24 protein-coding genes are annotated in these 24,195 nt (G+C 64.3%); 10 read left to right on the top strand and 14 right to left on the bottom strand.

All coding sequences use genetic code 11. The annotated features are described in order from the left end of the window. Positions 1 to 217 precede the first annotated feature (217 nt). From J1C48_RS11670 to J1C48_RS11660, 3 genes are read left to right on the top strand one after another with little or no spacing between them, the layout of a single operon-like run. Positions 218 to 2,701 (top strand): sensor histidine kinase, encoded by a 2,484-nt coding sequence (locus tag J1C48_RS11670; RefSeq protein WP_210345379.1) that lies wholly within the window; start codon positions 218 to 220, stop codon positions 2,699 to 2,701. Beyond that, a complete protein-coding gene (gene tsaE, locus J1C48_RS11665; protein ID WP_207258030.1) occupies positions 2,698 to 4,296 on the top strand; it encodes a tRNA (adenosine(37)-N6)-threonylcarbamoyltransferase complex ATPase subunit type 1 TsaE in 1,599 nt (532 codons plus the stop codon). Before J1C48_RS11670 ends, tsaE begins: the two co-directional genes overlap by 4 nt. A gap of 15 nt (positions 4,297 to 4,311) precedes the next feature. Next, positions 4,312 to 5,058, top strand: a complete 747-nt coding sequence (locus J1C48_RS11660) for a nucleotidyltransferase family protein (protein WP_207258029.1) — start codon at positions 4,312 to 4,314, stop codon at positions 5,056 to 5,058. Positions 5,059 to 5,178: 120 nt separating this feature from the next. Here J1C48_RS11660 and J1C48_RS11655 read toward each other — a convergent pair whose 3' ends face one another. From J1C48_RS11655 to gshB, 10 genes are all read right to left on the bottom strand, one after another. Then, positions 5,179 to 7,329, bottom strand: a complete 2,151-nt coding sequence (locus tag J1C48_RS11655; RefSeq protein ID WP_207258028.1) for a sodium-translocating pyrophosphatase — start codon at positions 7,327 to 7,329, stop codon at positions 5,179 to 5,181. A gap of 165 nt (positions 7,330 to 7,494) precedes the next feature. Further along, complete coding sequence (locus J1C48_RS11650) at positions 7,495 to 8,736, bottom strand: MFS transporter (RefSeq protein WP_207258027.1); 1,242 nt, start codon at positions 8,734 to 8,736, stop codon at positions 7,495 to 7,497. Then, positions 8,733 to 9,221 (bottom strand): transcription antitermination factor NusB, encoded by a 489-nt coding sequence (nusB, locus tag J1C48_RS11645; RefSeq protein WP_207258026.1) that lies wholly within the window; start codon positions 9,219 to 9,221, stop codon positions 8,733 to 8,735. The genes J1C48_RS11650 and nusB overlap by 4 nt, the downstream gene beginning before the upstream one ends. Before the next feature lie 3 nt (positions 9,222 to 9,224). Beyond that, complete coding sequence (locus tag J1C48_RS11640) at positions 9,225 to 9,674, bottom strand: 6,7-dimethyl-8-ribityllumazine synthase (RefSeq protein ID WP_207258025.1); 450 nt, start codon at positions 9,672 to 9,674, stop codon at positions 9,225 to 9,227. A gap of 137 nt (positions 9,675 to 9,811) precedes the next feature. Beyond that, positions 9,812 to 10,423, bottom strand: a complete 612-nt coding sequence (locus J1C48_RS11635; protein ID WP_207258024.1) for a riboflavin synthase — start codon at positions 10,421 to 10,423, stop codon at positions 9,812 to 9,814. Next, positions 10,423 to 11,565 (bottom strand): bifunctional diaminohydroxyphosphoribosylaminopyrimidine deaminase/5-amino-6-(5-phosphoribosylamino)uracil reductase RibD, encoded by a 1,143-nt coding sequence (gene ribD, locus J1C48_RS11630; RefSeq protein ID WP_207258023.1) that lies wholly within the window; start codon positions 11,563 to 11,565, stop codon positions 10,423 to 10,425. Before ribD ends, J1C48_RS11635 begins: the two co-directional genes overlap by 1 nt. Beyond that, on the bottom strand, positions 11,558 to 12,076 hold the full coding sequence (nrdR, locus tag J1C48_RS11625) for a transcriptional regulator NrdR (protein ID WP_207258022.1): 519 nt from the start codon (positions 12,074 to 12,076) through the stop codon (positions 11,558 to 11,560). The genes ribD and nrdR overlap by 8 nt, the downstream gene beginning before the upstream one ends. A gap of 95 nt (positions 12,077 to 12,171) precedes the next feature. Then, complete coding sequence (gene glyA / locus J1C48_RS11620; RefSeq protein ID WP_207258021.1) at positions 12,172 to 13,488, bottom strand: serine hydroxymethyltransferase; 1,317 nt, start codon at positions 13,486 to 13,488, stop codon at positions 12,172 to 12,174. 214 nt (positions 13,489 to 13,702) lie between these two features. Continuing rightward, complete coding sequence (locus tag J1C48_RS11615) at positions 13,703 to 14,335, bottom strand: SH3 domain-containing protein (RefSeq protein ID WP_207258020.1); 633 nt, start codon at positions 14,333 to 14,335, stop codon at positions 13,703 to 13,705. A 158-nt stretch (positions 14,336 to 14,493) separates the two neighbouring features. Beyond that, positions 14,494 to 15,432 carry a glutathione synthase gene (gshB, locus tag J1C48_RS11610; protein WP_207258019.1) on the bottom strand — a complete coding sequence of 313 codons (939 nt, stop codon included), beginning with the start codon at positions 15,430 to 15,432 and terminating at the stop codon, positions 14,494 to 14,496. Between the two features lie 257 nt (positions 15,433 to 15,689). Between gshB and sthA the strand changes: the two genes are divergently transcribed. From sthA to arsH, 7 genes are all read left to right on the top strand, one after another. After that, entirely contained in the window at positions 15,690 to 17,114 is a 1,425-nt protein-coding gene (gene sthA, locus J1C48_RS11605) for a Si-specific NAD(P)(+) transhydrogenase (protein WP_207258018.1), read from the top strand. Between the two features lie 124 nt (positions 17,115 to 17,238). Further along, positions 17,239 to 17,649 carry a hypothetical protein gene (locus J1C48_RS11600; RefSeq protein ID WP_207258017.1) on the top strand — a complete coding sequence of 137 codons (411 nt, stop codon included), beginning with the start codon at positions 17,239 to 17,241 and terminating at the stop codon, positions 17,647 to 17,649. A 22-nt stretch (positions 17,650 to 17,671) separates the two neighbouring features. Further along, positions 17,672 to 18,121, top strand: a complete 450-nt coding sequence (locus J1C48_RS11595; RefSeq protein WP_207258016.1) for an ImmA/IrrE family metallo-endopeptidase — start codon at positions 17,672 to 17,674, stop codon at positions 18,119 to 18,121. Positions 18,122 to 18,269: 148 nt separating this feature from the next. Beyond that, complete coding sequence (locus J1C48_RS11590) at positions 18,270 to 18,635, top strand: ArsR/SmtB family transcription factor (RefSeq protein ID WP_231081737.1); 366 nt, start codon at positions 18,270 to 18,272, stop codon at positions 18,633 to 18,635. Continuing rightward, complete coding sequence (locus J1C48_RS11585) at positions 18,632 to 19,345, top strand: aquaporin (protein ID WP_207258015.1); 714 nt, start codon at positions 18,632 to 18,634, stop codon at positions 19,343 to 19,345. Before J1C48_RS11590 ends, J1C48_RS11585 begins: the two co-directional genes overlap by 4 nt. 29 nt (positions 19,346 to 19,374) lie before the next feature. After that, on the top strand, positions 19,375 to 19,788 hold the full coding sequence (arsC, locus tag J1C48_RS11580) for an arsenate reductase (glutaredoxin) (RefSeq protein ID WP_207258014.1): 414 nt from the start codon (positions 19,375 to 19,377) through the stop codon (positions 19,786 to 19,788). Then, the gene (gene arsH / locus J1C48_RS11575) at positions 19,785 to 20,519 is read left to right on the top strand and encodes an arsenical resistance protein ArsH (protein ID WP_207258013.1); all 735 of its coding nucleotides are present in this window, start codon (positions 19,785 to 19,787) and stop codon (positions 20,517 to 20,519) included. Before arsC ends, arsH begins: the two co-directional genes overlap by 4 nt. Positions 20,520 to 20,602: 83 nt before the next feature. Here the strand turns inward: arsH and panB are convergent, their stop codons facing one another. From panB to era, 4 genes are all read right to left on the bottom strand, one after another. Continuing rightward, positions 20,603 to 21,421, bottom strand: coding sequence for a 3-methyl-2-oxobutanoate hydroxymethyltransferase (gene panB / locus J1C48_RS11570; RefSeq protein ID WP_207258012.1), 819 nt, complete (start codon positions 21,419 to 21,421; stop codon positions 20,603 to 20,605). Further along, positions 21,418 to 22,287 carry a pantoate--beta-alanine ligase gene (gene panC, locus J1C48_RS11565; protein WP_231081736.1) on the bottom strand — a complete coding sequence of 290 codons (870 nt, stop codon included), beginning with the start codon at positions 22,285 to 22,287 and terminating at the stop codon, positions 21,418 to 21,420. The genes panB and panC overlap by 4 nt, the downstream gene beginning before the upstream one ends. Before the next feature lie 125 nt (positions 22,288 to 22,412). Beyond that, positions 22,413 to 23,168, bottom strand: coding sequence for a DNA repair protein RecO (gene recO, locus J1C48_RS11560; RefSeq protein ID WP_207258010.1), 756 nt, complete (start codon positions 23,166 to 23,168; stop codon positions 22,413 to 22,415). Between the two features lie 90 nt (positions 23,169 to 23,258). Then, complete coding sequence (gene era / locus J1C48_RS11555; protein ID WP_231081748.1) at positions 23,259 to 24,131, bottom strand: GTPase Era; 873 nt, start codon at positions 24,129 to 24,131, stop codon at positions 23,259 to 23,261. Positions 24,132 to 24,195: the final 64 nt, after the last annotated feature.

The raw sequence follows: 24,195 nt of genomic DNA, 5'->3' as shown, positions 1-24,195 counted from the left end.
GCGGACCTGAAAGCCTGATCGAAATGCGTTGAGTTTCAGTCTCGACAGCAGCGGGATTAGACGAGGGCAGTTTCATATGTCGAAAGCCATTCGACCCGGGCGCGGCGGCGCCGCCGGGTTGCGTATGGATTCGGGGCTCCAAATCCCCCCGATGCCTGGCGCGGGCACAATCCATCGGACGATCGGTTCGATCGCCATAGCCATGCTGATTGTTGGCATGACGCCGACAATCAGCGCGGCGCAGGATGCCGGCCTGGCCGCCAATGTCAATCGGATCCTTTCCGAAATCGACGTTCTCTACCTCTCATCCATCGCTTTTCTTGTGGGTATCGCCATGCTGGCGGCCACTTTCTTCGTTCGCCAAAGAGCGAACTTATTGGCGGAAAAGGAACTTCTCGAAAGCGACCTGCACGAGGCCCGGCTCGAGGCCGACCGGCGTACCGCACTGTTGATCGCCGGCGATTCGCGCATCATCGTCTATTCCGGTTCGGACAAGCCGGAGATCATCGGTCAGATCGACGGACCGCGACAAATCCCGCTCGACGGCGAGCGCTTCCTCACCTTCGCCGACTGGATGCCCGCCGAGGCGGCCAGCACCCTCGAAGCCGCGATCGCCGCTCTGTTGCAGACGGCCAAACCGTTCCGCTTCGCCATCGACCTCAATGCCGACTGTGTCGTCGAAGTCGTCGGCCGCACCAGCGGCGGCCTTGCCATGGTGACGTTCTCGGTCCTCGAAGGTTTGCGCCGGGAGCTGAAGGATCTCACCGAGTCTGAGGCCCGCTCCCAAGCGACCGTCAAAACCATGCAGCAATTGTTCGATCAGGCGCCATTGGCGATCTGGCTGCGGGATAGAACCGGCCGGCTTGCCTGGGTCAACGAGACTTACGCCAAGGGCGTCGAGGCCAACTCCGTCGCTGACGCTGTCGAGCGTCAGCTCGAACTGATCAACGCCCAGGACCGCCTGCGCATCGCCAAGAACCTGGCCGAAGGCCGGACCTTCGCCGCCAAGCTGTCGACCGTCGTCGACGCCGACCGCCGCAACTTCAACGTCGTCGAAACCCCCGGCCCGCTCGGCTCGGCTGCGATCGCCATCGACGTCTCCGAGACCGAGCAGGTTCGCATCGAACTGCGCCAAACGATCGAGAGCCAGTCGGAAACCCTCAATCAGCTGACCACGGCGGTGGCGCGCTTCGACGAGAAGACCCGCCTTACCTATTACAACGCCGCCTTCCAGCGGCTGTTCGATCTCACCAATGCCTATCTCGAGACCGAGCCCGATCATCTGGCTCTCCTCGATCACCTGCGCACCTGCGGCATCTTGCCGACCGAGCGGCTGACGCGCTCGGAAATGGTCGAGCAGGATCTCGCCGCCTATCGCGCCACCGAGCCGAGCGAGGCAATGTGGCATCTGAGCGACGGCCGCACCCTGCGTGTCATCGCCACGCCGCAGCCGCGCGGCGGCGCGACCTGGGTGTTCGAGGACATCACCGAGAAGCTGGAACTGGAAAGCCAGGTGCGGGCCACCGTCCAGCTGCAGCGCGAAACCATCGACTATCTGTCGGAAGCCGTCGCCGTGTTCGGCAGCGATGGGCGAATGCGCCTGTCCAACCCAGCCTTTGCCGAGATGTGGGATATCGATGCCGGCATCCTCGCCGCCTCGCCCCGCATTCAGCTTTTGCCCCACCGCGCGTCGGTCGGCATCGACGCGATGCGCCTCGCCAGCGAAACCGGGCTGATGCAGGACGCCCACGGCTGGCAGCACTTCATCGAACAGGTCACCGCCTTCGATGAAAACGGCCGCAACACCTCGCGCGGCGAGTTGACCCTCTCTGACGGCCGAATCTTCAACTACACCATCGTTCCTCTGCCAAACGGCCTGACGATGCTGACCTTCTCCAACATCTCCGAGGCCCGCGCCGCCGAACTGGTGCTGCGCGAACGCAACGACGCCCTGGAGCAGGCGAACCAGATCAAGACCGACTTCGTCCAGCATGTGAACTACGAGCTGCGCTCGCCGCTGACCAACATCATCGGTTTCTCGGCACTGCTGCGCTCGCCTGAGACCGGCCATCTCAACGAGCGCCAGAGCGAGTATCTCGACTACATTTCTTCCTCAACCTCAACGTTGCTGACCATCGTCAACGACATTCTGGATCTGGCGACCGTCGATGCCGGCATCATGGAACTGGAGCTGTCGGAGGTCGACATCGCCCGCACGGTCGAGCAAGCCGTCGACGGCGTGCGTGATCGCTTCGAGGCGGCCGACATCCAGCTGCGGATCGACATCGCTCATGCCGGCGACACCTTCCTCGCCGATGGTCACCGGCTGACTCAGATCCTCTTCAACCTGCTCTCCAACGCCGCGAATTTCGCGCCCGAAGGCTCGGTCGTCGACGTGCGCGCCTGGCGCCACCAAGGTATACTATCCTTCGAGGTCGCCGATGACGGCCCGGGTATCGCCTCCAATCAGATCGACAAGATGTTCGAGCGCTTCGAGGCCAATCCGAGCGGTGGACGCCAATCCGGCGCGGGGCTCGGCCTGTCGATCGTGAAAAGCTTCGTCGAGCTGCATCACGGCTATGTCGAAGTGCGCTCGGTGCCGGGCCGTGGAACCTCGGTGACCTGCCACTTCCCGCTCGGCAACTTCCCGCCCGACGAGGATACCGGCAACCAGACGCGCTTCAAGGACGCTGCCGAATGACGGACGCAATCGGGGGAACGAAAGACACGGTCATCGCGCCGGGGGACAAGGGGCGGGCGGCGACCGCCAGATCCACCTCCATCGCTCGCCTCGTTCTTCCTGATACGGCCGCCACCGAACGGCTCGGCGCCGATCTCGCGGTCGTGCTCGCGGCGGGGGACGTGATCGCCCTGTCCGGCGATCTCGGGGCCGGCAAATCAACCCTCGCCCGCGCTCTGATCCGCGCCCTGGCTGGCGATCCCCAGCTTGAGGTTCCCTCACCGACCTACACGCTGGTTCAGCCTTACGACACCGAGCCACCGGTTGCCCATTTCGATCTCTATCGCCTCGCCAAAGGCGAGGAACTCGACGAACTCGGCTTCGACGACGCGGCGGCGACGGGCATTGCGCTTGTCGAATGGCCCGAGCGAGCCGAGGCGGACATGGCCTGCGCTACGGTCGCGATCAACCTGACGCTGCATGAGACCGGCGGCCGCGTCGCGGTGATCTCGGCTGCGGGCAATGCGCAGGAGCGAATCAGCCGCACGCTGGCGATCCGCGGCTTTCTCAGCGATGCCGGACTGGATGATGCGCCCCGTGCCCGGTTCTTCGGCGATGCCTCGACGCGGCGCTACGAGACCCTGACGGCGAATGGCGTGACCTTTGTGCTGATGGACGCGCCGCGCCGCCCGGACGGTCCGCCGATCAAGAATGGCCTGCCTTACAGCCGCATCGCCCATCTTGCCGAAGATGTCGCGCCCTTCGTCGCCGTCGCTGATGCCCTGCGACAGGCGGGCTTTGCCGCGCCTGCGATTCGTCGCGCCGATCTCGATAGCGGCCTGTTGCTGACCGAATATCTCGGCGACGGCGGGATCATCGATGCCGACCGCCGGCCGATCCCGCAGCGCTACCACGAATGCATCACCTGTCTCGCCGCGCTGCATCAGATCGAATGGTCCGCCGAACTTCCCTTCCAAAGTGGTGCGATCTATCGCCTTCCTCGGTTCGACCGTGGCGCGATGACGGCGGAGATCGAGCTGCTTGTCGACTGGTATGTGCCCTACGCCCTCGGCCGCGCCGCGAGCGATGACGAACGGCGGCTGTTCACCGAATGCTGGACGGCGATCTTCGATGAGTTGCAGAGCGCCGAGACCAGCCTCGTGCTGCGCGATTTTCACTCACCGAACGTGATCTACCGGCCGGAAGCCGAGGGCATTCAAAGGATCGGCCTCATCGACTTCCAAGACGCCCTGATCGGCCCCGCCGCCTATGACGTCGCCTCGCTGGCGCAGGACGCCCGCACCGACGTATCGGCCGACCTCGAAGCCGCGCTGACCGCCGCTTATATCAGCCACCGACGCGAGCAAGATCCCGCCTTCGCCCCCTTCGCCTTCGAGCGCGACTACGCGATCATAGCCGCCCAACGCGCCTCGAAGATCCTCGGGATTTTCGTCCGCCTTCTGCAAAGGGATCATAAGCCGCAATATCTACGTCACATACCGCGGATTAAGACTTACCTGGCCCGGACGCTAGGACACCCTTCGCTCTCGGCTCTTCGCCGACTGTATGGCGACTGGGGGATCTTCGATCACGACGATCCCGGGCGGCATGTTTGAAAGATCGCTGACACGATGACACTTCAAAGCACCAAGGCTCATCTTAAGCCGAAGACCGCCATGATCCTCGCCGCAGGTCTCGGCAAGCGCATGCGTCCGATCACCTCGACGATGCCGAAGCCGCTGATCGAGGTTCGCGGCAAGGCACTGATCGACTACGGCCTCGATGCCCTGGCGCGCAACGGCGTCGAAAAAGTCGTCGTTAACGTGCACTATCTCGCCGATCTGATGCGCGCCCATCTGCGCAAGCGCAAGGACATGAAGATCGTCGTCTCGGACGAAACCGACGCCCTGCTCGATTCCGGCGGCGGAATCGTTAAGGCGCTACCGGACATCGGCTCCGATCCGTTCTACCTCATCAATGCCGACACCTTCTGGATCGACGGCTATCGCGACAATCTCGACCTTCTCGCCGAGCTCTGGCAGCCGGAACGAATGGATGCCTCCCTGCTGATCGCCGACATGCGGCAATCCTATGGCTATGACGGCCGGGGCGACTTCGTGATGGACCCCACCGGGCAGCTCGCTCGCGTCCAGGAGCACAATCTGTCGCCCTTCATCTATGCCGGAGCGGCAATCCTCAAACCTGAACTCTTCGCCGGACGCAGCGCCGCACGATTCTCGCTGAATGCGATCTTCGATACGACGATCGAGGCCGATCGGCTGTTCGGCGTGCGGCTCGACGGCGTCTGGATCACCGTCGGCACGCCGTCGGCGATCTCGATGGCCGAGGCCGCCTTCCTCGCCAGCGCCGCCGCCTGACGGTCCCGGGGCGGCCGATACACGCCAAACCCGGTTCAAAACGATCGCGCCCCGCAAACCGGCATGGTCTGCGAGGCGCTTGTTTGTGTGACAATCGGGCCGGTCGCGCGACCGATGCGGTTACTGATGGGCAAGGATCGCCAAGAGCAAGAGCGCGACGATGTTGGTGATCTTGATTGCCGGATTGACCGCCGGCCCCGCCGTATCCTTGTAAGGGTCGCCCACCGTATCACCGGTGACCGAGGCCTTGTGCGCCTCCGAGCCCTTCATATGCCGGATGCCGGCTGAGTCGACGAAACCGTCCTCGAAGGACTTCTTGGCGTTGTCCCAGGCGCCACCGCCGGACGTCATCGAAATCGCCACGAACAGGCCGGTAACGATGACGCCGAGCAGCATCGCGCCGACCGCCGAAAAGGCTTCGTTCTTGCCGGCGATCAGATAGACGACGAAATAGACGACGATCGGCGCCAGAACCGGCAAAAGCGAGGGGACGACCATCTCCTTGATCGCCGAGCGGGTGAGAAGATCGACGGCGCGGGCATAGTCTGGCCGCTCGGTGCCTTCCATGATCCCCGGCTTCTCCTTGAACTGCCGGCGCACCTCGACGACGACCGAGCTGCCGGCCCGGCCGACAGCCGTCATCGCCAATCCGCCGAACAGGAACGGGATCAGGCCGCCGAGGAGAAGACCGACCACGACGAAGGGGTTGGTCAGGGCGAAGTCCGGCGAAACACCCTTGAAATAGCCGTATTGGCTACCGTTGGCGCTCTGCTCGATGAAGTAGCGCAGATCGTAGTTATAGGCGGCGAACAGCACCAAGGCGCCGAGACCGGCCGAGCCGATCGCATAGCCTTTGGTGACCGCCTTGGTGGTGTTGCCGACCGCGTCGAGCGCGTCCGTCGAACGTCGGACATCCGCCGGCAGGCCGGACATTTCGGCAATGCCGCCGGCATTGTCGGTGACCGGGCCGAAGGCATCGAGCGCGACGATCATGCCGGCGATCCCCAGCATCGCCGTCACCGCGATTCCGGTGCCGTAGAGGCCGGCGAGCTGATAGGTCGAGATGATGCCGGCGACGATGACGATGGTCGGCAGCGCCGTCGCTTCGAGCGAGACGGCCAGGCCCTGGATGACATTGGTGCCGTGACCGGTAACCGACGCCTCGCTGATCGAGCGCACCGGCCGGAAACCAATGCCGGTGTAGTATTCGGTGATCCAGACGATCAGTCCGGTCACGACGAGGCCGATGATGCCGCAGACGAAGAGATTGAGGCCGTTGATCGTCACGCCCGCGCTGGACTGCCCGACATCGCCGAAGCCGATGGTGACATAATTGGCGATGGCAAGACCGACGATCGACAGCAGCGTCGTCACCCACAGCCCCTTATAGAGCGCCCCCATGATCGAGCCGTTGGCGCTGAGACGCACGAAGAAGGTGCCGACGATCGAGGTGATGATGCAGGCGCCGCAGATCGCCAGCGGATAGACCATGACGGTTTCGATGGCGCTCGAGCCGGCAAAGAAGATCGCCCCGAGCACCATGGTGGCAACGACGGTGACCGCATAGGTCTCGAACAGGTCCGCCGCCATGCCGGCGCAATCACCGACATTGTCCCCGACATTGTCGGCGATCGTCGCCGGATTGCGCGGATCGTCCTCCGGAATGCCGGCCTCGACCTTGCCGACGAGATCGCCGCCGACATCGGCGCCCTTGGTGAAGATGCCGCCGCCGAGGCGGGCGAAAATCGAGATCAGCGAGGCGCCGAAGCCGAGCGAGACGAGCGCGTCGATCACCGTGCGATCGGCGGGCTTGAAGCCGAGCCAAGTGGTCAGGGCGAAGAAGTAGAGGGTGACGCCGAGGAGCGCCAGACCGGCGACGAGCAGGCCGGTGATCGCGCCGGACTTGAAGGCAACGGACAGGCCCTGCCCCAGCGACCGGGCGGCCGCCTGCGCGGTGCGGACATTCGCCCGTACCGACACATTCATGCCGATGAAGCCGGCGAGGCCGGACAGGATGGCGCCAATGGCAAAGCCGATGGCGGCATAGAGCGACAGGAGAACCCAACTGAGCGCGAAGACGACGACACCGACCATCGCGATCGTGGTGTATTGCCGGGCGAGATAGGCCTGCGCCCCTTCGCGGATCGCGCCGGCGATCTCCTGCATCCGCGCCGTGCCCTGATCGGCGGCGAGGATCGAGCGGGTCGCCCACATGGCGTAAACGACCGCGAGCAGCCCGCACAGGGCCACGACCAGTAGAATTGTCTGCATGCCGTTTCCTCGACTGCGTCGCAGGCACGAGGCGGGCCGGCGACGTTCCCGTTGTTCTTCGTGAGCCCTGGCCGCACATGCTCCCCCACGGCGCAAGGCAGTGGGAGGTTATATGAGGCGCGGGCCGCGTCAAGCGCCGGGAGCGTGCGGGAAAAAGCGGCGGCGTCAGAAGACGGTTGCGGGGCGCAGAGCGGCGCGTCTCGCCTCGAGGGCCAAAGCCGCCATGCAAACCAGCGCGATCGGCAAGGCAGCGAGGTTCATCATGTCCCAGCCGCTGGCGACGAACACCCGCCCCGACATGAAGGAGGCGAGCGCCACGGTGGTGAAGAGGACGAGGTCGTGAAACCCTTGCGTCTTGTTCTTCTCAGACGCGCGATAGGTCTCGGCGACCATCGCCGTCGCCCCGATGAAGCCGAAATTCCAACCAAGACCGAGCAGTATCAGACCGAGCCAGAACTGCCAGACGGCAATGCCCGACAAGAAGACGCCGAAGCTCGCGAGCAGCATGACGAGGCCGGCCCCGATGATCCGCTCCTGGCCATAGCGGGCGATCAGCCGGCCGGTGAAGAAGCTCGGGCCGAACATCGCCATGACATGCCATTGAATGCCGAAGAAGCCGACCTGTTGCGAATGGCCGCAGGCGACGATGGCAAGCGGCGCGCCGGTCATCACGAAGCTCATCATCGCGAAGCTGCCGACACCGCATAAAAGCGCCGTCAAAAAGCGCGGCTGGGCGATGATCGCTGCCAGCGCCCGCGCCGGCTCGCTGATCTCCGGCGCAACGGCATGGCTGGTGGCGTTCGGCACCTTCAGCCCGGACAGAACGAACATACCCAACAGCCCGAGGATCGACACGCCGAAAAACGCCCCGGCAAATTCCGCCGGGCGGAACAGACCGGTGGTGAAGTTCACCATCTGCGGCCCGATGACCGCCGCGAACATCCCACCGGCAAGCACGATCGCGATTGCCCGAGCCTGATAGTCGCGCGGCGCACCATCGGTCGCGGCAAAGCGATATTGCTGGGTAAAGGCGTTACCGCAGCCGATCAGAAGCAGCGACAGAACGAAAGGCCAGAAGGCCTGGGCGAGCAGGGCGAAGGCCGCGCAGAGGCCGCCGAGCGAGACCAACAGGGCGCCGGCCGAAAAGCCGAACCGCCGGCCGATCACCCGCATCAGCACCGCCGCCGGCAGGGCGCCGATCGCCACGCCGACATTGAAGCCGGTGACGGGCAGGGTCGCCAGCGACTTATCCTGAAGCAAAAGCCAGGTGCCGGCGAGCCCCCCGGTGGAGATCGCCACCGGCGCGGCCGAGCCGACCACCGCTTGGGCCGTGGCCAGCACGAAGGCGTTGCGTCGCGCGGTCAGGTGGCTGCCAGAATCTGCGTCTGGGGCTGCGGCGCGCGTCACTGTCCGCTCTTTTCGGTGCGGTTCTCCTTGGCGATGCGATCGAGCACCGCATTGACGATCCGCGGCTCGTCATCGGTGTAGAAGGCCCGCGCGACGTCGACATATTCGTTGATGATCACCGCCACCGGAACATCCAGGCGCGAGCGGATCTCGAACACGCCCGCGCGCATGATCGCCCGCAGCGTCGTGTCGAGGCGCGACAGCGGCCAGTCGGTCGGCAGAGCGGTATGGATCAGCGGATCGATGGTCTTCTGCTGGCGCACCACGCCGGAAACGACGTCGCGAAACCAGGCCGCGTCCGCCGCGCGATACTGCTCGCCGTCGATCTCCCGCCCGAGACGGAACGACTCGTATTCGGCGACGGTTTCCATCAGCGTGCTGCCGCCGACATCCATCTGATACAGCGCCTGCACGGCGGCAAGCCGCGCCGCGCCGCGCTTGTTGGCGGCTTTCACCGGCCGTTGAGGCTGGGCGGGATCGACCATCGATCAGGCTCCGAAGTGATCGCGAAGGGCGATCATGCGCAACGCGGTCTTCGCCGCCTCACCGCCCTTGTCCTTGCGGCCGGGCTCGGCACGCACCAGCGCCTGCTCCTCGTTCTCGACGGTGAGAATGCCGTTGCCGACGGCGATCCCCTCGTCGACCGACAGCGCCATCAGCGCCCGGGCCGACTCATTGGCAACGATGTCGAAATGATGGGTCTCGCCGCGAATGACGCAGCCGAGCACCACGAATCCGTCGAAGTCGGTTCCACCATCGTCGGCGCCCGACAGGGCGAAGCCGATCGCAGCGGGCGCTTCCAACGCACCGGGGACGGTGACGACGTCATAGGTCGCGCCCGCCGCCTCCAGCGCCGCCTTGGCGCCTTTGAGAAGATGATCGGCGATATGCTCGTAATAGCGAGCCTCGACGATCAGAAGATGCGGGTTCTCCGCCATGGCGATAAATCCTTTCAAGGGCCGAAGCCAGGCGCGACGCCATTACGGGTCTACGGGCATCGGCAAGATCAATGGAGCGGCTCGGAGCGGCGAATCGAAGGCGGCGCGCCGCGGATGAAAAATCGATCGTCTCGACTTCAAGCCGCCGGAGCGCCGAACAAGCGCTCCGCATACCGCGCAATCTGATCGATCTCAAGATTGACGCGGTCGCCGACCCTGCGTTCACCCCACGTCGTTACCTCCAGCGAATGCCGGATCAACAGAACGTCGAAGACATCGTCCTCGACCGAATTGACGGTGAGCGAGGTTCCATCGAGGCAAACCGAGCCCTTCGGCGCGATGTAGCGTTTGAGGTCTTGCGGCACCCGCAGCCGGAAGCGGACGGCCTCGCCCTCCTCGTCCTGCGCGACGATCTCAGCGAGACCGTCGACATGGCCGGACACCAGATGCCCGCCGAGTTCGTCTCCAACCTTCAGCGCCCGTTCGAGATTGATCCGCGAATCCTCCCGCCAGTCGCTCGCCGTCGTCAGCCGCAGTGCCTCTTCCCAAGCCTCGACTTCGAACCAACGCGAATTGGAATCGGCTTCGGGCAGCGCCGTGACCGTAAGGCAAACGCCCGCACAGGCGATCGAGGCGCCGATGGCGATCGTCGCCGGATCGTAATTCGTGACGATACGAAAGCTCCGGCCCTCGTCGCGCGGCTCTGCGCGTTCGATCCGGCCGACGTCGGTGACGATTCCGGTAAACATCAAGCGCCCTCACATGCAAATTCGAACCAGCGATCCCCGCCGAAGACATCCTGACGCAGCAATTGGTAGCGTTCGCGCGCCGTCGCAATGTCGACCGGCGCGGCGACCCCCGCCTCACCGATCTCGATCGCACCTTCGATAAGGATCAAGCGGTCGACGAGACCGGCCGACAGGAAGCTCGCGGCAATCTCCGCGCCGCCTTCGACGAGAAGACTGGTGAACCCGGTGGCTGCCAGATCTTCCAGGAGTTCCGGCAGCGCCACACGGCCGCTGTCGGGATCGGCGACGCAAGCGACGAAGGCCACACCCGCGGCCGCGAGTTCGGCCCGCCGCGCCGGGTCGGCATCCTCAAAGGCAGCGACCATGGTGGGCACGGCTCGCGCGGTCTGCGCGACCGTCATCTGCGGCGAGATCCGTAAGTTCGGATCGAGGATGATGCGGGCCGGCGAGCGGTCGGCCATACCGGGCAACCGGCAATCGAGCCGCGGATCGTCTTCCAGCACGGTTCCCGCGCCAACGACAATCGCGCCATGCCGGGCGCGTACCAAATGCGTCTGGGCATTCGAGACCGGTCCGGTGATTTTCACCTGTCCGCCGCCTCTCACGCCGATTTTTCCATCCCGCGACAGCGCCATCTTCATAGTGATGCCGGGCCGGCCGCGCCGATGGCGGGTGAGATAGCCGTCGATGGTCCGCGCGGCCTCCGCTGCCAAAACCCCCGGCGTCACCGCAACGCCGCCCTCGATCAGCATGCGGTGTCCTTTGCCATCGACGCGGGGGTCGGGATCGGCGGCCGCAGAGACCACCCGCGCCACGCCGGCCCGCACCAGCGCTTCCGAGCATGGCGGCGTGCGTCCATGATGGGCACAAGGCTCGAGCGTCACATAGGCGGTCGCGCCACGCGCCAGTTCGCCTGCCTCGGCAAGCGCCACCGTCTCGGCATGCGGCCGGCCACCGAGCGCCGTGACACCGCGTCCGACGATGCGCGGCCACCGGCCATCGCCGTCGTCTCGCACGATCAGCGTCGCGACGGACGGATTGGTTCCGGTGCGCCCGACATGGCGCATGGCGTAGCGGATCGCGGCCTGCATGAAACGGCGATCCTGCGGTTCTTCGAGCGCAAAGACCAATGCATCAGGCATCGTCGCTCTCTCCACGCTGCTCCCGTGTGGCTGCGGCCATTTCGATCGTCGTGTCGTTGTGCGAGCGTGCAAGCTCGCCGATCACAGATTCGAAATCGCTCGCCTCGGCAAAATCGCGATAGACCGACGCAAAGCGCACATAAGCGACGTCGTCGAGCCCCTTCAGGGCTTCCATCACCATGGCGCCGATCGCCCCCGAGGACACGTCCGGTTCGCCGAGCTGCTCGAGCCGCCGGACGATGCCGGAGATCAAGCGCTCGACCCGTTGCGGATCGACCGGACGCTTGCGCAGGGCAATTTCGATCGAGCGCGCCAGCTTGTCGCGATCGAAGAGCACGCGCTTGCCGGATTTCTTCAGAACCTGGAGTTCGCGCAGCTGCACCCGTTCGAAGGTGGTGAAGCGGCCACTGCAATCAGGGCAGATGCGACGCCGCCGGATGGCCGTGCCATCTTCGGCCGGGCGCGAATCCTTCACCTGGCTGTCCTGGGAACCGCAATAGGGACAGCGCATTGCAACCGATCTCCAGACATCGACAACAAAAAGGCCGCGCCATCGCGGCCTTTTCCAAATAGCGACGGAATGAGCGGGCGAAAAGCCGCCGCCCGTCAGATCGCCTGGTAGATCGGAAAACGATCGGTCAGCGCGACGACCTTCTCCTTCACCGCCGCTTCGACGGCGGCGTTGCCGTCTTCGGAATTGGTCTTGCGCAGGCCGTCGAGCACTTCGATGATCAGCTTGCCGACCTCGCGGAATTCCGCAGTGCCGAAGCCCCGGCTGGTCGCCGCGGGCGTGCCGAGACGGATGCCCGAGGTGATCATCGGCTTTTGCGGATCGTTCGGCACACCGTTCTTGTTGCAGGTGATGTTGGCTCGGCCGAGCGCCTTTTCCGAATCTTTGCCGGTGAGGTTCATCGGCCGCAGATCCACCAGCATCAAATGGGTGTCGGTGCCGCCGGACACGATATCAAGGCCGCCCTCGCGAAGGGTTTCCGCCAAAACCTTGGCGTTCTCGCAGACCGCGCCGATATAGGACTTATAGGCCGGCTGCAGCGCCTCGCCGAAGGCCACCGCCTTACCGGCGATGACATGCATCAGCGGGCCGCCCTGCAGCCCCGGGAAGATCGCCGAATTGATCTTCTTGGCGATCTCCTCGTCATTGGTCAGCACGATGCCGCCGCGCGGACCGCGCAGGGTCTTGTGCGTCGTCGAGGTGGCGACATGGGCATGCGGGAACGGGCTCGGATGGTGCCCCGTCGCGACGAGACCGGCAAAGTGGGCCATGTCGACCCAGAGATAAGCACCGACCTTGTCGGCGATTTCACGGAAGCGCTTAAAGTCGATCTGGCGCGAATAGGCCGACCCCCCGGCGACGATCACCTCGGGTTTGTGGTCCATCGCGAGACTCTCGACCTGATCGTAGTCGATCAGGCCGGTGGCCGTGTCGAGACCGTATTGCACCGCGTTGAACCAGCGGCCGGAAAGATTCGGCCTGGCGCCGTGGGTCAGGTGACCGCCGGCGTCGAGGCTCATGCCAAGCAGCGTCGCGCCCGGCTTCGACAGCGCCAGAAGAACCGCCTGATTGGCCTGGCTGCCGGAATTGGCCTGAACATTGGCAAAGCTGCAGCTAAACAGCGACTTCACCCGCTCGATCGCCAGTTCCTCGACGATGTCGACATATTGGCAACCGCCGTAATAGCGCCGACCCGGATAACCCTCGGCGTATTTGTTGGTCAGGACCGAGCCCTGGGCCTCCATCACCGCGCGCGACACGATGTTTTCCGAGGCAATCAGCTCAATCTCGTGGCGCTGGCGGCCGAGCTCATGTTGCATCGCGCCGAAGACTTCCGGGTCGCGCTCGCGGACCGACGTCGTGAAGAAGCCTTCAAATTTGTTCTTTGAATCGGTGGCGGAGATCTGGCTCATGATGTCTCTCTCCCTGGGGCAAAGGCCGCTCGGCGGCAATGACCATGGCCGGATCGTTCGAAGACTTCGTTTGCCTAGCCATTTGCCGGCGGCTTAGCACAGGGCCTGAAGCGCGCCAAGCGGCGGGATGGCCGGAAGAAGCACGACGTGCATTCGCCGGCCAAGCCCAATGGGCCCAACCGGCGAAAACAAGGCGCTCAAATCATGGCTTCGCTCAATCGACCCGGTAGAGCGGCACCGGAGTCGTCACCTGCGGCTCCGGACGGGTCTCCTCGCGGATCCGCTCGCGACGCTCGCGGCGCACGTCACGCTCCAGACGGTCGATGCGATCGTCGACGCGGTCGGCCTGCTCACGGTCACGCTCACGCTCGAGGCGGGCCCGCTCCCAGTCATGCCGCTCCCGGTCACGACGGTCGAAGTCCCGATCGCGGGGGCCGCGATCCTCGCGGAAGTCGCCCCGGAACCGATCGCGATCGCGATACCAACTGCGCTGACGGTAGTGATCGCCCCAATAGCTGTCGACGGAGAAGGTGATTACCGGCGCACTATAGGGATCGAACTCGCGGCGGGCGCGATAGCTTTGGCTCGCGACGGCGATGTAGTTCGCCGACATCCAACCCCGCTGGCCGCGATAGCGCACATCGCACCAGGACCGCGTCTGCAGGCATCCAAACACCCGCAAGCCTTCGCCGGCCTCGACCATGTCGACCGCCGGATAGCTGGTCGACGGGCCGGCCCGCAGATTGACGTTGGTCGTGGCGATCGCCTTTTGCGAGGCAAAGGCCTGACCGGCGGGAATCGCGACGGTGGCGGTCAGCGCAGCGGCGGCGAGAATGGGAAGCTTCATCAGTGTCCTCCTGGCAAATGTCTCATGGTCGATCTCTCGACCGCTGACCCCAAGAAAACACGAGCCGACCAAACGGTTCCGGAACGCGGCTTTTATGTTCGGTTCATGTTGAACCGCAGATCGGCGGCTTCCGGCACGCCGCCGACGCCTTCGTCGCCTTACAAACGGGCTTCGATCGCATCCCAGATCATCGCCGCAATGTCGTTGCCGCCGAAGCGCGCGACCTCGCGGATCCCCGTCGGCGAGGTGACGTTGATTTCGGTCAAAAGGCCCCCGATCACATCGATGCCGACGAAGAGAAGATCGCGCTCCTTCAGCGCCGGGCCGATCCGCTCGCAAATCTCGTGCTCGCGCACCGTCAGCTCAGTGGCGGTGGCGACGCCGCCGACATGCATGTTGGAGCGCGCATCGGTCTCGGCCGGAACCCGGTTGATCGCGCCGGCGACCTTGCCGTCGACGAGGATGATCCGCTTGTCGCCCTGACGAACGTCCTTGAGATAGCGCTGGACGATGAACGGCTCGCGATAAAGCAGCCCGAAGGTTTCCATGAAGGAGGTGATGTTGCGGTCGTCCTTGGTGATGTGGAAGACGCCCGCGCCGCCATTGCCATAGAGCGGCTTCATGACGATCTCGCCGAACTCCTTGCGAAACGCGGCCACCTCGGCCGGATCCTTGGTGATCAACGTCTCCGGCATCAGATCGGGAAAGTCGGTGACAAAGATCTTTTCCGGCGCATTGCGCACCGAGGCCGGGTCGTTGACCACCAGCGTCTTCGGCTGGACCCGCTCCAGAATGTGGGTCGATGTGATATAGGCCATGTCGAAGGGCGGATCCTGGCGTAACAGCACGACGTCGGCAGAGGACAGATCGCGCTTTTCGCTCGCCCCGAGGGTGAAATGGTTGCCCTCTTCCTCACGCAGCTCCATCGCCTCGCCGCGCACCGTGACGACACCGTCGCGCAAAGACAGCCGGTCCGGCGTGTAGTGGAACAGGCTGTGGCCCCGGCGCTGGGCTTCGAGACAGATGGCGAAGGTCGAATCACCCTTGATCGAAATCGATGAGACATGGTCCATCTGAACGGCGACATCGAGAGCCATGGCGGCATCTCCGCTTGGAGTTGTTCGTTGGAAGAGGTGGTAGCGCCCCCCCTTAGCGCTGGCAATGGCCGCGGCGTTGCCCGGACTGCATCACCCGGCACGGCACGATCCGTGACCACCCCTGAACCTCACGCACCGACAACTGGTCTCAAGGTCCAAACAAGCGTAGGGACGTTTCGTGCTGCATCGCCGAATGCGGCATGCGTCCGACGCACGAATCAAAGCGTCATCGACAATAGCCATTTCGGAGTCCGCTCGTGGAACACTTCGACTTCATCGTCATCGGCAGCGGCCCCTCAGGGCGTCGCGCCGCCATCCAGGCCGCCAAGCTCGGGCGCAAAGTCCTGGTGGTCGAGCGCGGCCGCAAGGTCGGCGGCGTCTCGGTCCATACCGGCACGATCCCGTCGAAGACGCTGCGCGAGACGGTGCTCAACCTCTCCGGCTGGCGCGAACGTGGCTTCTACGGCCGCTCATACCGTGTGAAGCAAGACATCACCGCCGACGATCTGCGCAACCGACTGCATCTCACCCTCGGCCATGAGGTCGAGGTGCTGGAGCATCAATTCGCCCGCAATCGGGTCAACACGCTGCGGGGCGAAGCGCGGTTCGTCGATTCCCATGCGATCGAAGTGCACGGAGACGAGGGCGAGGTCCACCATCTGTCGGCCAACAGTTTTCTGATCGCCGTCGGCACCCATCCGTTCCGGCCAAACTATATTCCCTTCGACGGCAAGACCGTGCTCGACAGCGACGAGATCGTCGAGATCGAGACCCTGCCGCGCTCCCTTGCGGTGATCGGCGCCGGCGTCATCGGCGTCGAATATGCGACGATCTTCAACGCCCTCGATGTGCGGGTCACGCTGATCGAGCCACGCGATTCGATGCTCGACTTCATCGACAAGGAGATCCGCGAGGACTTCACCTATCAGCTGCGCGACAGCGCCATGGTGCTGCGCTTCGGCAACAAGGTCGAGAAGGTGGAAAAGCAGGCCGACGGCTTCTGCGACATCCATCTCGAAGGCGGCCGCAAGGTGCGGGCCCAGATGGTGTTGTTCGCCGCCGGCCGCATGGGCTCGACCCGGGCGCTCAACCTCGAAGCCTGCGGCCTCAGCACCGATCATCGCGGGCGGCTGAAAGTGGATCCCAAGACGCTGCAGACAGATGTGCCTCACATCTACGCCGCCGGCGATGTCATCGGCTTTCCAAGCCTCGCCTCGACCTCGATGGAACAGGGCCGCGTTGCCGCCTGCCACGCCCTCGGCGTCGCAGCGATCGAGCCGCCGGAATATTTCCCCTATGGGATCTACTCGGTGCCGGAAATCTCCACCGTCGGCATGACCGAAGCCGAGGTCGCTGAGCGCGGCATTCCCTACGAAGTCGGCCTCGCCCGCTTTCGCGAGACCTCGCGCGGCCACATCATGGGCCTCGACAGGGGCATGCTGAAGATGATCTTCAGCCTCAAGACCCGCCGGCTGCTCGGCTGCCATATCGTCGGCGAAGGCGCAACCGAGTTGATCCATATCGGCCAGGCGGTGCTGAACCTCAAAGGCACGCTCGACTACTTCGTCGAAAACACCTTCAACTACCCCACCCTTGCCGAAGCTTATAAGGTCGCCGCCCTCGACGCCTTCAACCGCATGGGCGGTGTCCAGATCGCCCCGCACATCACCGGCGAAGACTAAGCGAAGCGGGGAGCAAGAGCCGCAGCGCGCAGAGCATCAAAGCAAAGTCGCAGAAATTGTATCTTCTCAAATTACGCCGTTTCAGTATCGTGTCTCGCGATCGAGCTGAAACGGATTCCTCGACGTGGATGCAAGCGAAGACTTCGCCGAAATTGCAAAGCGCTTGAAACAGCTCGGTCGTAAACACGGCAACGTCGCCCTACATTGTCTTTGGGCGTTCCTGATTGGGTTGATGTGGAATCGAACTGGTAAATCCGATTCCTCGGCGATCGCGGTATCGATCACAGTTTTGCAGACATTTCTGGTCGTCGCCGCATTCGGCGGATTTTGGCTCCTAAGAAGTGAAGCCTTGGCGCGGGCGGCTCAGGAGATCCAGAAAATTGCACCGGCGATGGTTCGCGGGGAACTTTATCCTCGGGTCTTGAGGGAATTATACGAGTCCGAGGGCCTCTTCGATGGCGTCCAAGAGACCAATGACGACCAGATCAAGGAGCTGATGGATCAAATCGGACGAGATGATGATGCGAGAGACTGAGATCGAAATCGTCAGACGGCATATGAGCGAGCCGCCGGTGGATCCGGAACGGATCCTGAGCGAGCTCGGCGTGCGCTATATGACCGCCGATCTTCCGGAATCCGAGTCAGGTCAAATTCGACGAGCGAAAGACGGCAAATACGAAGTTCTCGTCAACGCCAACGAAGGCCCGCAGCGGCGCCGCTTCACAGCGGCCCACGAACTGGCGCATTTTCTGCTGCACCGTGATCTTATCGACGAGCACGGACATCTGGATCGCTTGTTCGGCGGCGCGAAGAACCCTTCGGAGCCGTTCAGCGAGGCCCATGAGGTGCAAGCCAATAAATTGGCCGCGCAGATCCTCATGCCGAAGTCTCGGATCACCGCTCTTTGGCAGAAGGACCCAGATCCCGAAGTGATGGCCCGGCAATTCTCGGTTTCGCCGGCGGCGATGAAGATCAGGCTCAAAACGCTCCGCCTTTTCGACAGCTAGAACGGCATCATCGATCACCGATCCGACGTTCGACCGTGTCGAATGTCTCGTACACGGGGCCAGACCATCGGCAAACGCGGCGGCAAGACCTCGAAGTGAGGCAAATCGGTCGATTGCATTATCCAATAATCCTTGTATAATTGCAATTATGGATGATCGGATCGCCGTTGCTGCCCTGTCTGCCCTTGCCCATGCCGACCGCCTCCGGGCGTTTCGGCTGTTGATGAAGGCTGGACCGAGCGGCCTGCCCTCCGGCGCCATCGCCGAGGCACTGTCGGTCATGCCGACGCGGATGAGCTTTCATCTCGCGGGCCTCGACCGTGGCGGCCTGACCCATTCCTGGCGCGAGGGCCGACAGGTGCGATACGCGGTGCGGTTCGAGGCGATGCGGGCGTTGCTCGCCTTCCTGGCCGAGGATTGCTGCGGCGGCCATCCAGAGATCTGCGGCGTTGGCGCAAGCGGCTGCTGCTCCATCGCCGATCCCGCTCATCGTCCAGCAAAGACACCGTCATGACCGACGTCCCCTCTTTCGATCTGCCCCGCCGCCTGACCGCCGAAGCGCTCGGCACCGGGCTTCTCGTCGCCACCGTGGTCGGCTCAGGCATCATGGCCGAGCGGCTGACGGGCGACACCGCCCTCGCCCTCCTCGGCAACACGTTGCCGACGGGCGCGATCCTCGTCGTCCTTATCACCATTCTCGGACCGATCTCGGGCGCCCATTTCAACCCGGCCGTGACCCTTGCCATGTGGCTGCGCGGCGCCATCGGCTCCGGCGAATCGTGGCGCTACGGGATGGCCCAGATCCTCGGTGGCATCGCCGGCACGATTGCTGCGCACCTGATGTTCGATTTGGCCCCGCTCGCCCTCTCCGCCCATGCCCGCACCGGCCCGGCGCAATGGTTTGCGGAGATCGTCGCGACCTTCGGCCTCGTCGGCGTCATCCTCGGCGGCCTGCGCTTCGACAACCGCGCGATTCCCTGGCTCGTCGGCCTCTACATCACCGCCGCCTATTGGTTTACCGCCTCGACGAGCTTCGCCAATCCGGCCGTGGCACTGGCGCGTGCCTTCACCGACAGCTTTTCCGGCATTCGGCCGATCGACGTTCCGGCCTTCGCGCTGGCCGAGTGCTTGGGCGCCGTCATCGCCGTCGCATTGTTCGGCTGGCTGCTCAATCCGGGCACACGGCTGACGATCCGTTCAGCCATGCGACAAGCGGCCGACTAAGCCCATTCATCGTTGAAGAGACCAACATCATGCCCGTCACCATCTATCACAATCCGCAATGCGGCACCTCGCGCAACACTTTGGCGATGATCCGCCAATCCGGCGAAGAGCCAAAAATCATCGAATATCTGAAGACGCCGCCGAGCCGCGAAACGCTGATCGAGCTGCTCGACATGATGGGCCTGAAACCCCGCGACATCATGCGCGAAAAGGGCACGCCCTATCACGAGCTCGGCCTCGACGACGACAAGCTGTCGGATGAGGAGCTGCTCCAGGCGATGATGGAACATCCGATCCTGATCAACCGGCCGATCGTCATCACCGAGAAAGGCGTCCGGCTTTGCCGGCCATCGGAAAAGGTGCTGGAAATCCTGCCCAATCCGGAGATCGGAGCCTTTGCCAAGGAAGACGGCGAGATCGTTCCGCCAAAGACACCACAATGACCGATACCCTCCCCCAAGTCCTCGCCGATTTGCCCAATATCAACGCCGAGGCCTTTCGTTTGATCGACCCGGCAGCCTTTGCGGCGCCAGACGACCCCGGTCACCCGCCGCGCATTCTGGCGCTCCATGGCTCGCTGCGCGAACGCTCCTATTCGCGTCTCGTCGCCGAAGAGGCCGGCCGGCTGCTCACCGCCTATGGCTGCGAGGTCAAGAGCTTCGATCCACGCGATCTGCCGCTGCCCGATGCGGCCGGGCCCGACCATCCGAAGGTGCGTGAGCTGCGCGATCTGGCGGCGTGGTGCGAGGGGATGGTCTGGGTCAGCCCGGAGCGCCATGGCGCGATGACCGGCATCATGAAGGCACAGATCGACTGGATTCCGTTGTCTTCCGGCGCGGTCCGGCCGACCCAGGGCAAGACGCTGGCGGTAATGCAGGTCTCCGGCGGTTCCCAAAGCTTCAACGCCGTCAACCAGCTGCGGGTGCTTGGCCGCTGGATGCGGATGGTGACGATCCCCAACCAGTCCTCGGTGCCGAAAGCCTTCACCGAATTTGATGATGCCGGTCGGATGAAACCCTCGGCCTTCTACGACCGCATCGTCGATGTCTGCGAAGAGCTGGTGAAATTCACCTATCTGACCCGCAGCCGCTCTCCGGTCCTCACCGATCGCTATTCGGAACGGGTGGAGACAGCCGAAGAGCTGTCGCGGCGGGTGAACCAGCGGTCGATTTGAGATTGACGGCGGTGCGTTTGCGGTGAACCGCCAATGCATCGCGTGCCCGCGTCGCGACCGCCAGCCGAGCCGATCGCCGCCCCTCAGCCACGCGGCTTATAGGTATGCTCTTGCCCCGGAAAACGCCGCGCCCGAACGTCGTCGGCATAGGCCGAGACCGCGTCGGTCACCGCCTGGCCGACATTGCCGAACCGCTTGACGAAGCGCGGCACGCGGTCGGTGAGGCCGAGCATGTCGTTGATCACCAGAACCTGACCGTCGCAGCCCGCTGAGGCGCCGATGCCGATGGTCGGGATCGCGATTTTGGCGGTGATCTCGTCGCCAAGCGGCGCAACGACGCCTTCGACGACGACGGCAAAGGCCCCCGCCTCGGCCACGGCGATCGCATCGCCGAGGATCTTGTCGCGGGCCACGGCGTCGTGGCCCTGGCTCTTGAACCCGCCGAGTGCGTTCACCGCCTGAGGCGTCAGGCCGATATGGGCCATCACCGGAATGCCGCGCGCGGCCAGAAAGGCGATGGTCTCGGCCATCGGGGCGCCGCCCTCCAGCTTGACGGCGCCGCAGCCGGTCTCGGCCATCAGGCGCGCGGCGGCGCGAAACGCCTCTTCCTTCGAGGCTTCGTACGAGCCGAAAGGCATGTCGACGACGATCAGCGCCTGCGACGTCGAGCGCACCACCGCCTTGCCGTGGGCGATCATCAGATCGAGGCTCACCCCGAGTGTCGAGTCCATGCCGTGCTCGACCATGGCGAGGCTGTCGCCGACGAGAATGAAGTCGACCAACGGATCGACGAAGGGCGCGAAAGCAGCGTTGTAGCAGGTGAGAGAGACGATCGGCTCGCCCCCCTTGCGGGCGAGGATGTCCGGCGCCGTCCGCCGCCTGCCGGTGTTTTGCGCGCTCATCGGCTTTCCTCCCTGCCGGCCTTCGGCCATGCTTCTTGCTGGTCGATCAACAGAACCGGGCCAACCATTGCCGTCACCAGCAACACGACCGGCCGATCGATGGTCGCGATCGCGGCCAGATCCGCTGCATCGCCAATGTCGAGCGAGCGCAGCAAGACGCCGGGTTCGGCGGCGATCATCTCCTCCAGCACCGCCAGCACCCGCTGCGGATCGCGCTCCCCCGCCGCGATCATCGCCGCGCCCTCGCGCAAAGCCGCCGACAGCACCCGCGCCGCCACACGGTCTTGCGGCGACAGACGGACATTGCGCGAGGACATGGCCAGACCATCGGCCTCTCGCACCGTCGGCACGCCGACGATCTCGACCGGGATATCGAGATCCGCCACCATCCGCCGGATGACGGCGAGCTGCTGAAAATCCTTTTCGCCGAAATAGGCTCGGGTCGGCTGGGTGATGTTGAACAGCTTGGCGACCACCGTCGCGACCCCAGTGAAATGACCGGGCCGAACCGTGCCGATCAGCATGTCGCCAAGCGGCTTCAGAGCGATCGCGGTCTGCAGCGGCGCCGGATACATCTCGGCGACAGACGGCGTAAAGACGGCGTCGACCCCTGCTTGCCGCAGAAGCGCCAGATCGCGCTCCATGTTGCGGGGATAATTGGCGAAGTCATCGTTCTCGCCGAATTGCGTCGGATTGACGAAGATTGTCACGACGACGACATCGGTCTCGGCGCGGGCGCGGCGGACAAGCTCCAGATGGCCGGCATGCAGATAGCCCATGGTCGGCACCACACCAATACTGTGCTCCGCCCGCCGAGCCGGCGCGAGCGATGCTCGAAGATCGGCAATCGTTTCGTATCGTTCCACGCGTTTCGTCCGCATTTTCGTCGTTCGGCCTTCTATCCGCTCGCAAGCGCGAGCGGAAGGGCAGACACGTCCATCAGCGGAATGCGGCCGGCCGGGCAACGTCCTGCCGACCGTGAACCACCGGTTTACTGCCGATCCGCGTCCGAAGCGCGGGGCGTCGCCGGCCCCTTGGCGAGCGCTGCGAGCAGGCCGAGACGCGACTCGGGCTCCTTGATGCCGCGCGGGTCGAAGACGTTGCGGGCGAGAAAATAGCCGGTCATTTGAAAGGCGGCCGCGATCTCGGCAGCGCTTTCCTCACCCTCGGCCTCGACCAGAAACGCCGGCAGCTTCAAAAGCTTGTCGTGCCAGGGCGCTCCCGCCTCGCGGCTGACCGCGCGGCCGGTCTTCGGCGAGACATAGACGAGATCGTGGCTCTGGCCGGTGGCCGCGCATTGGCTGAGATCCAGACCGAAGCCGAGTTCCTCCAACAGCGCGATCTCGAAACGCAGCATCAAGGCGGCGGCGGTCTGCGGCGCGGCGAGATGTTCGATGATGACGGCAAGCCCGTCGAAGAGGCGGGGATGCGGATCGCGCTCCGGCAACAGCCGCAAATGAGCCGCGGCGAGCTGGATCGCGTTCAAGGCGGCGGCGCTCTCGATCAAGGTCGCGGCCCGCAGCGTCACCGGCTCCAGGACGAAAGTACCCATATGCTCGTGCAGCCTGGCCCGCCAATGGGCGGCGACGGTATTGCCGGGCTGCAGAACCGGCTGCTGATGGCGCGAGCGCCCGCCCCGCACGATGCCGAGATGGCGGCCTCGGGCGCGGGTCATCACCTCGGCGATGACGCTCGATTCGCCATGACGCCGGACGCCGAGAACGATCGCCTCCTCACGCCACTCCATCCACCGCTCTTTCGCCGTCGCTCCCAGGCACCTTGTGCCGGAAGCAGGCTTTCATCCTTTGATTCAATGCACCAGCCTCGAGCCTGGTGCTCAGCTCGAAAAATCGAGCCCCATCTCACGATAGCGCTCGGGGTCGTCGCCCCAATTCTCGCGCACCTTCACGAACAAGAAGAGATGAACCTTCTGATCCGCGGCTTCCATGATGTCCTTGCGCGCCGCCTGGCCGATCGCCTTGATGGTCTCGCCCTTGTGGCCGAGCACGATGCGCTTCTGGCTCTCCCGCTCGACATAGATCGTCTGCTCGATCCGAGCCGAACCGTCGGGGCGGGTTTCCCATAATTCCGTTTCGACATGGGACGCATAAGGCAGCTCCTGATGGAGCCTGAGATAGAGTTTTTCGCGGGTGATCTCCGCCGAGAGCTGGCGCAGCGGCAGGTCGGAAACCTGATCCTCGGGATAATACCAGGGCCCCTCGGGCAGCGTCTCGGCCAGCCAGTCCATCAGGTCGGCGCAGCCGGACCCGTTCAGCGCGGAGATCATGAACACCTTATCGAACGCGACTTTCTCGGTGATCTCCTGGGTGAGGCCAAGCAGCTTGTCGCGCTTGATCTGGTCCACCTTGTTGAAAAGCAGCACCTTGGTGGCGCGGGCTTCCTTCAGCCGCTCGAGAACCCGCTCGACATCCTCGTTGACGCCGCGCTCGGAGTCGACGATCGCCATGACGATGTCGGCGTCCTTGGCGCCCGACCAGGCGGTGCGCACCATCGCCCGATCGAGCCGGCGCTTCGGCTTGAAGACGCCCGGCGTGTCGACGAAGACGATCTGGGCGTTGCGATGGATGGCAATTCCGCGCACCAGGGCCCGGGTCGTCTGCACCTTGTGGGTGACAATCGAAACCTTGGTGCCGACGAGCTGATTGACGAGGGTCGACTTGCCGGCGTTCGGCGCGCCGATCAGGGCCACGAAGCCGGAATGGCGCCCGTCATTGGTAACGGGACTGGTATGGTCGCCGTTCTCGGCCGCAGCC

Origin of the sequence: Jiella flava (genome assembly GCF_017349315.1) — a bacterium.
In the GTDB taxonomy this organism is placed as follows: domain Bacteria; phylum Pseudomonadota; class Alphaproteobacteria; order Rhizobiales; family Rhizobiaceae; genus Jiella; species Jiella flava.
This window is presented reverse-complemented; position numbering and strand designations above follow the sequence as displayed.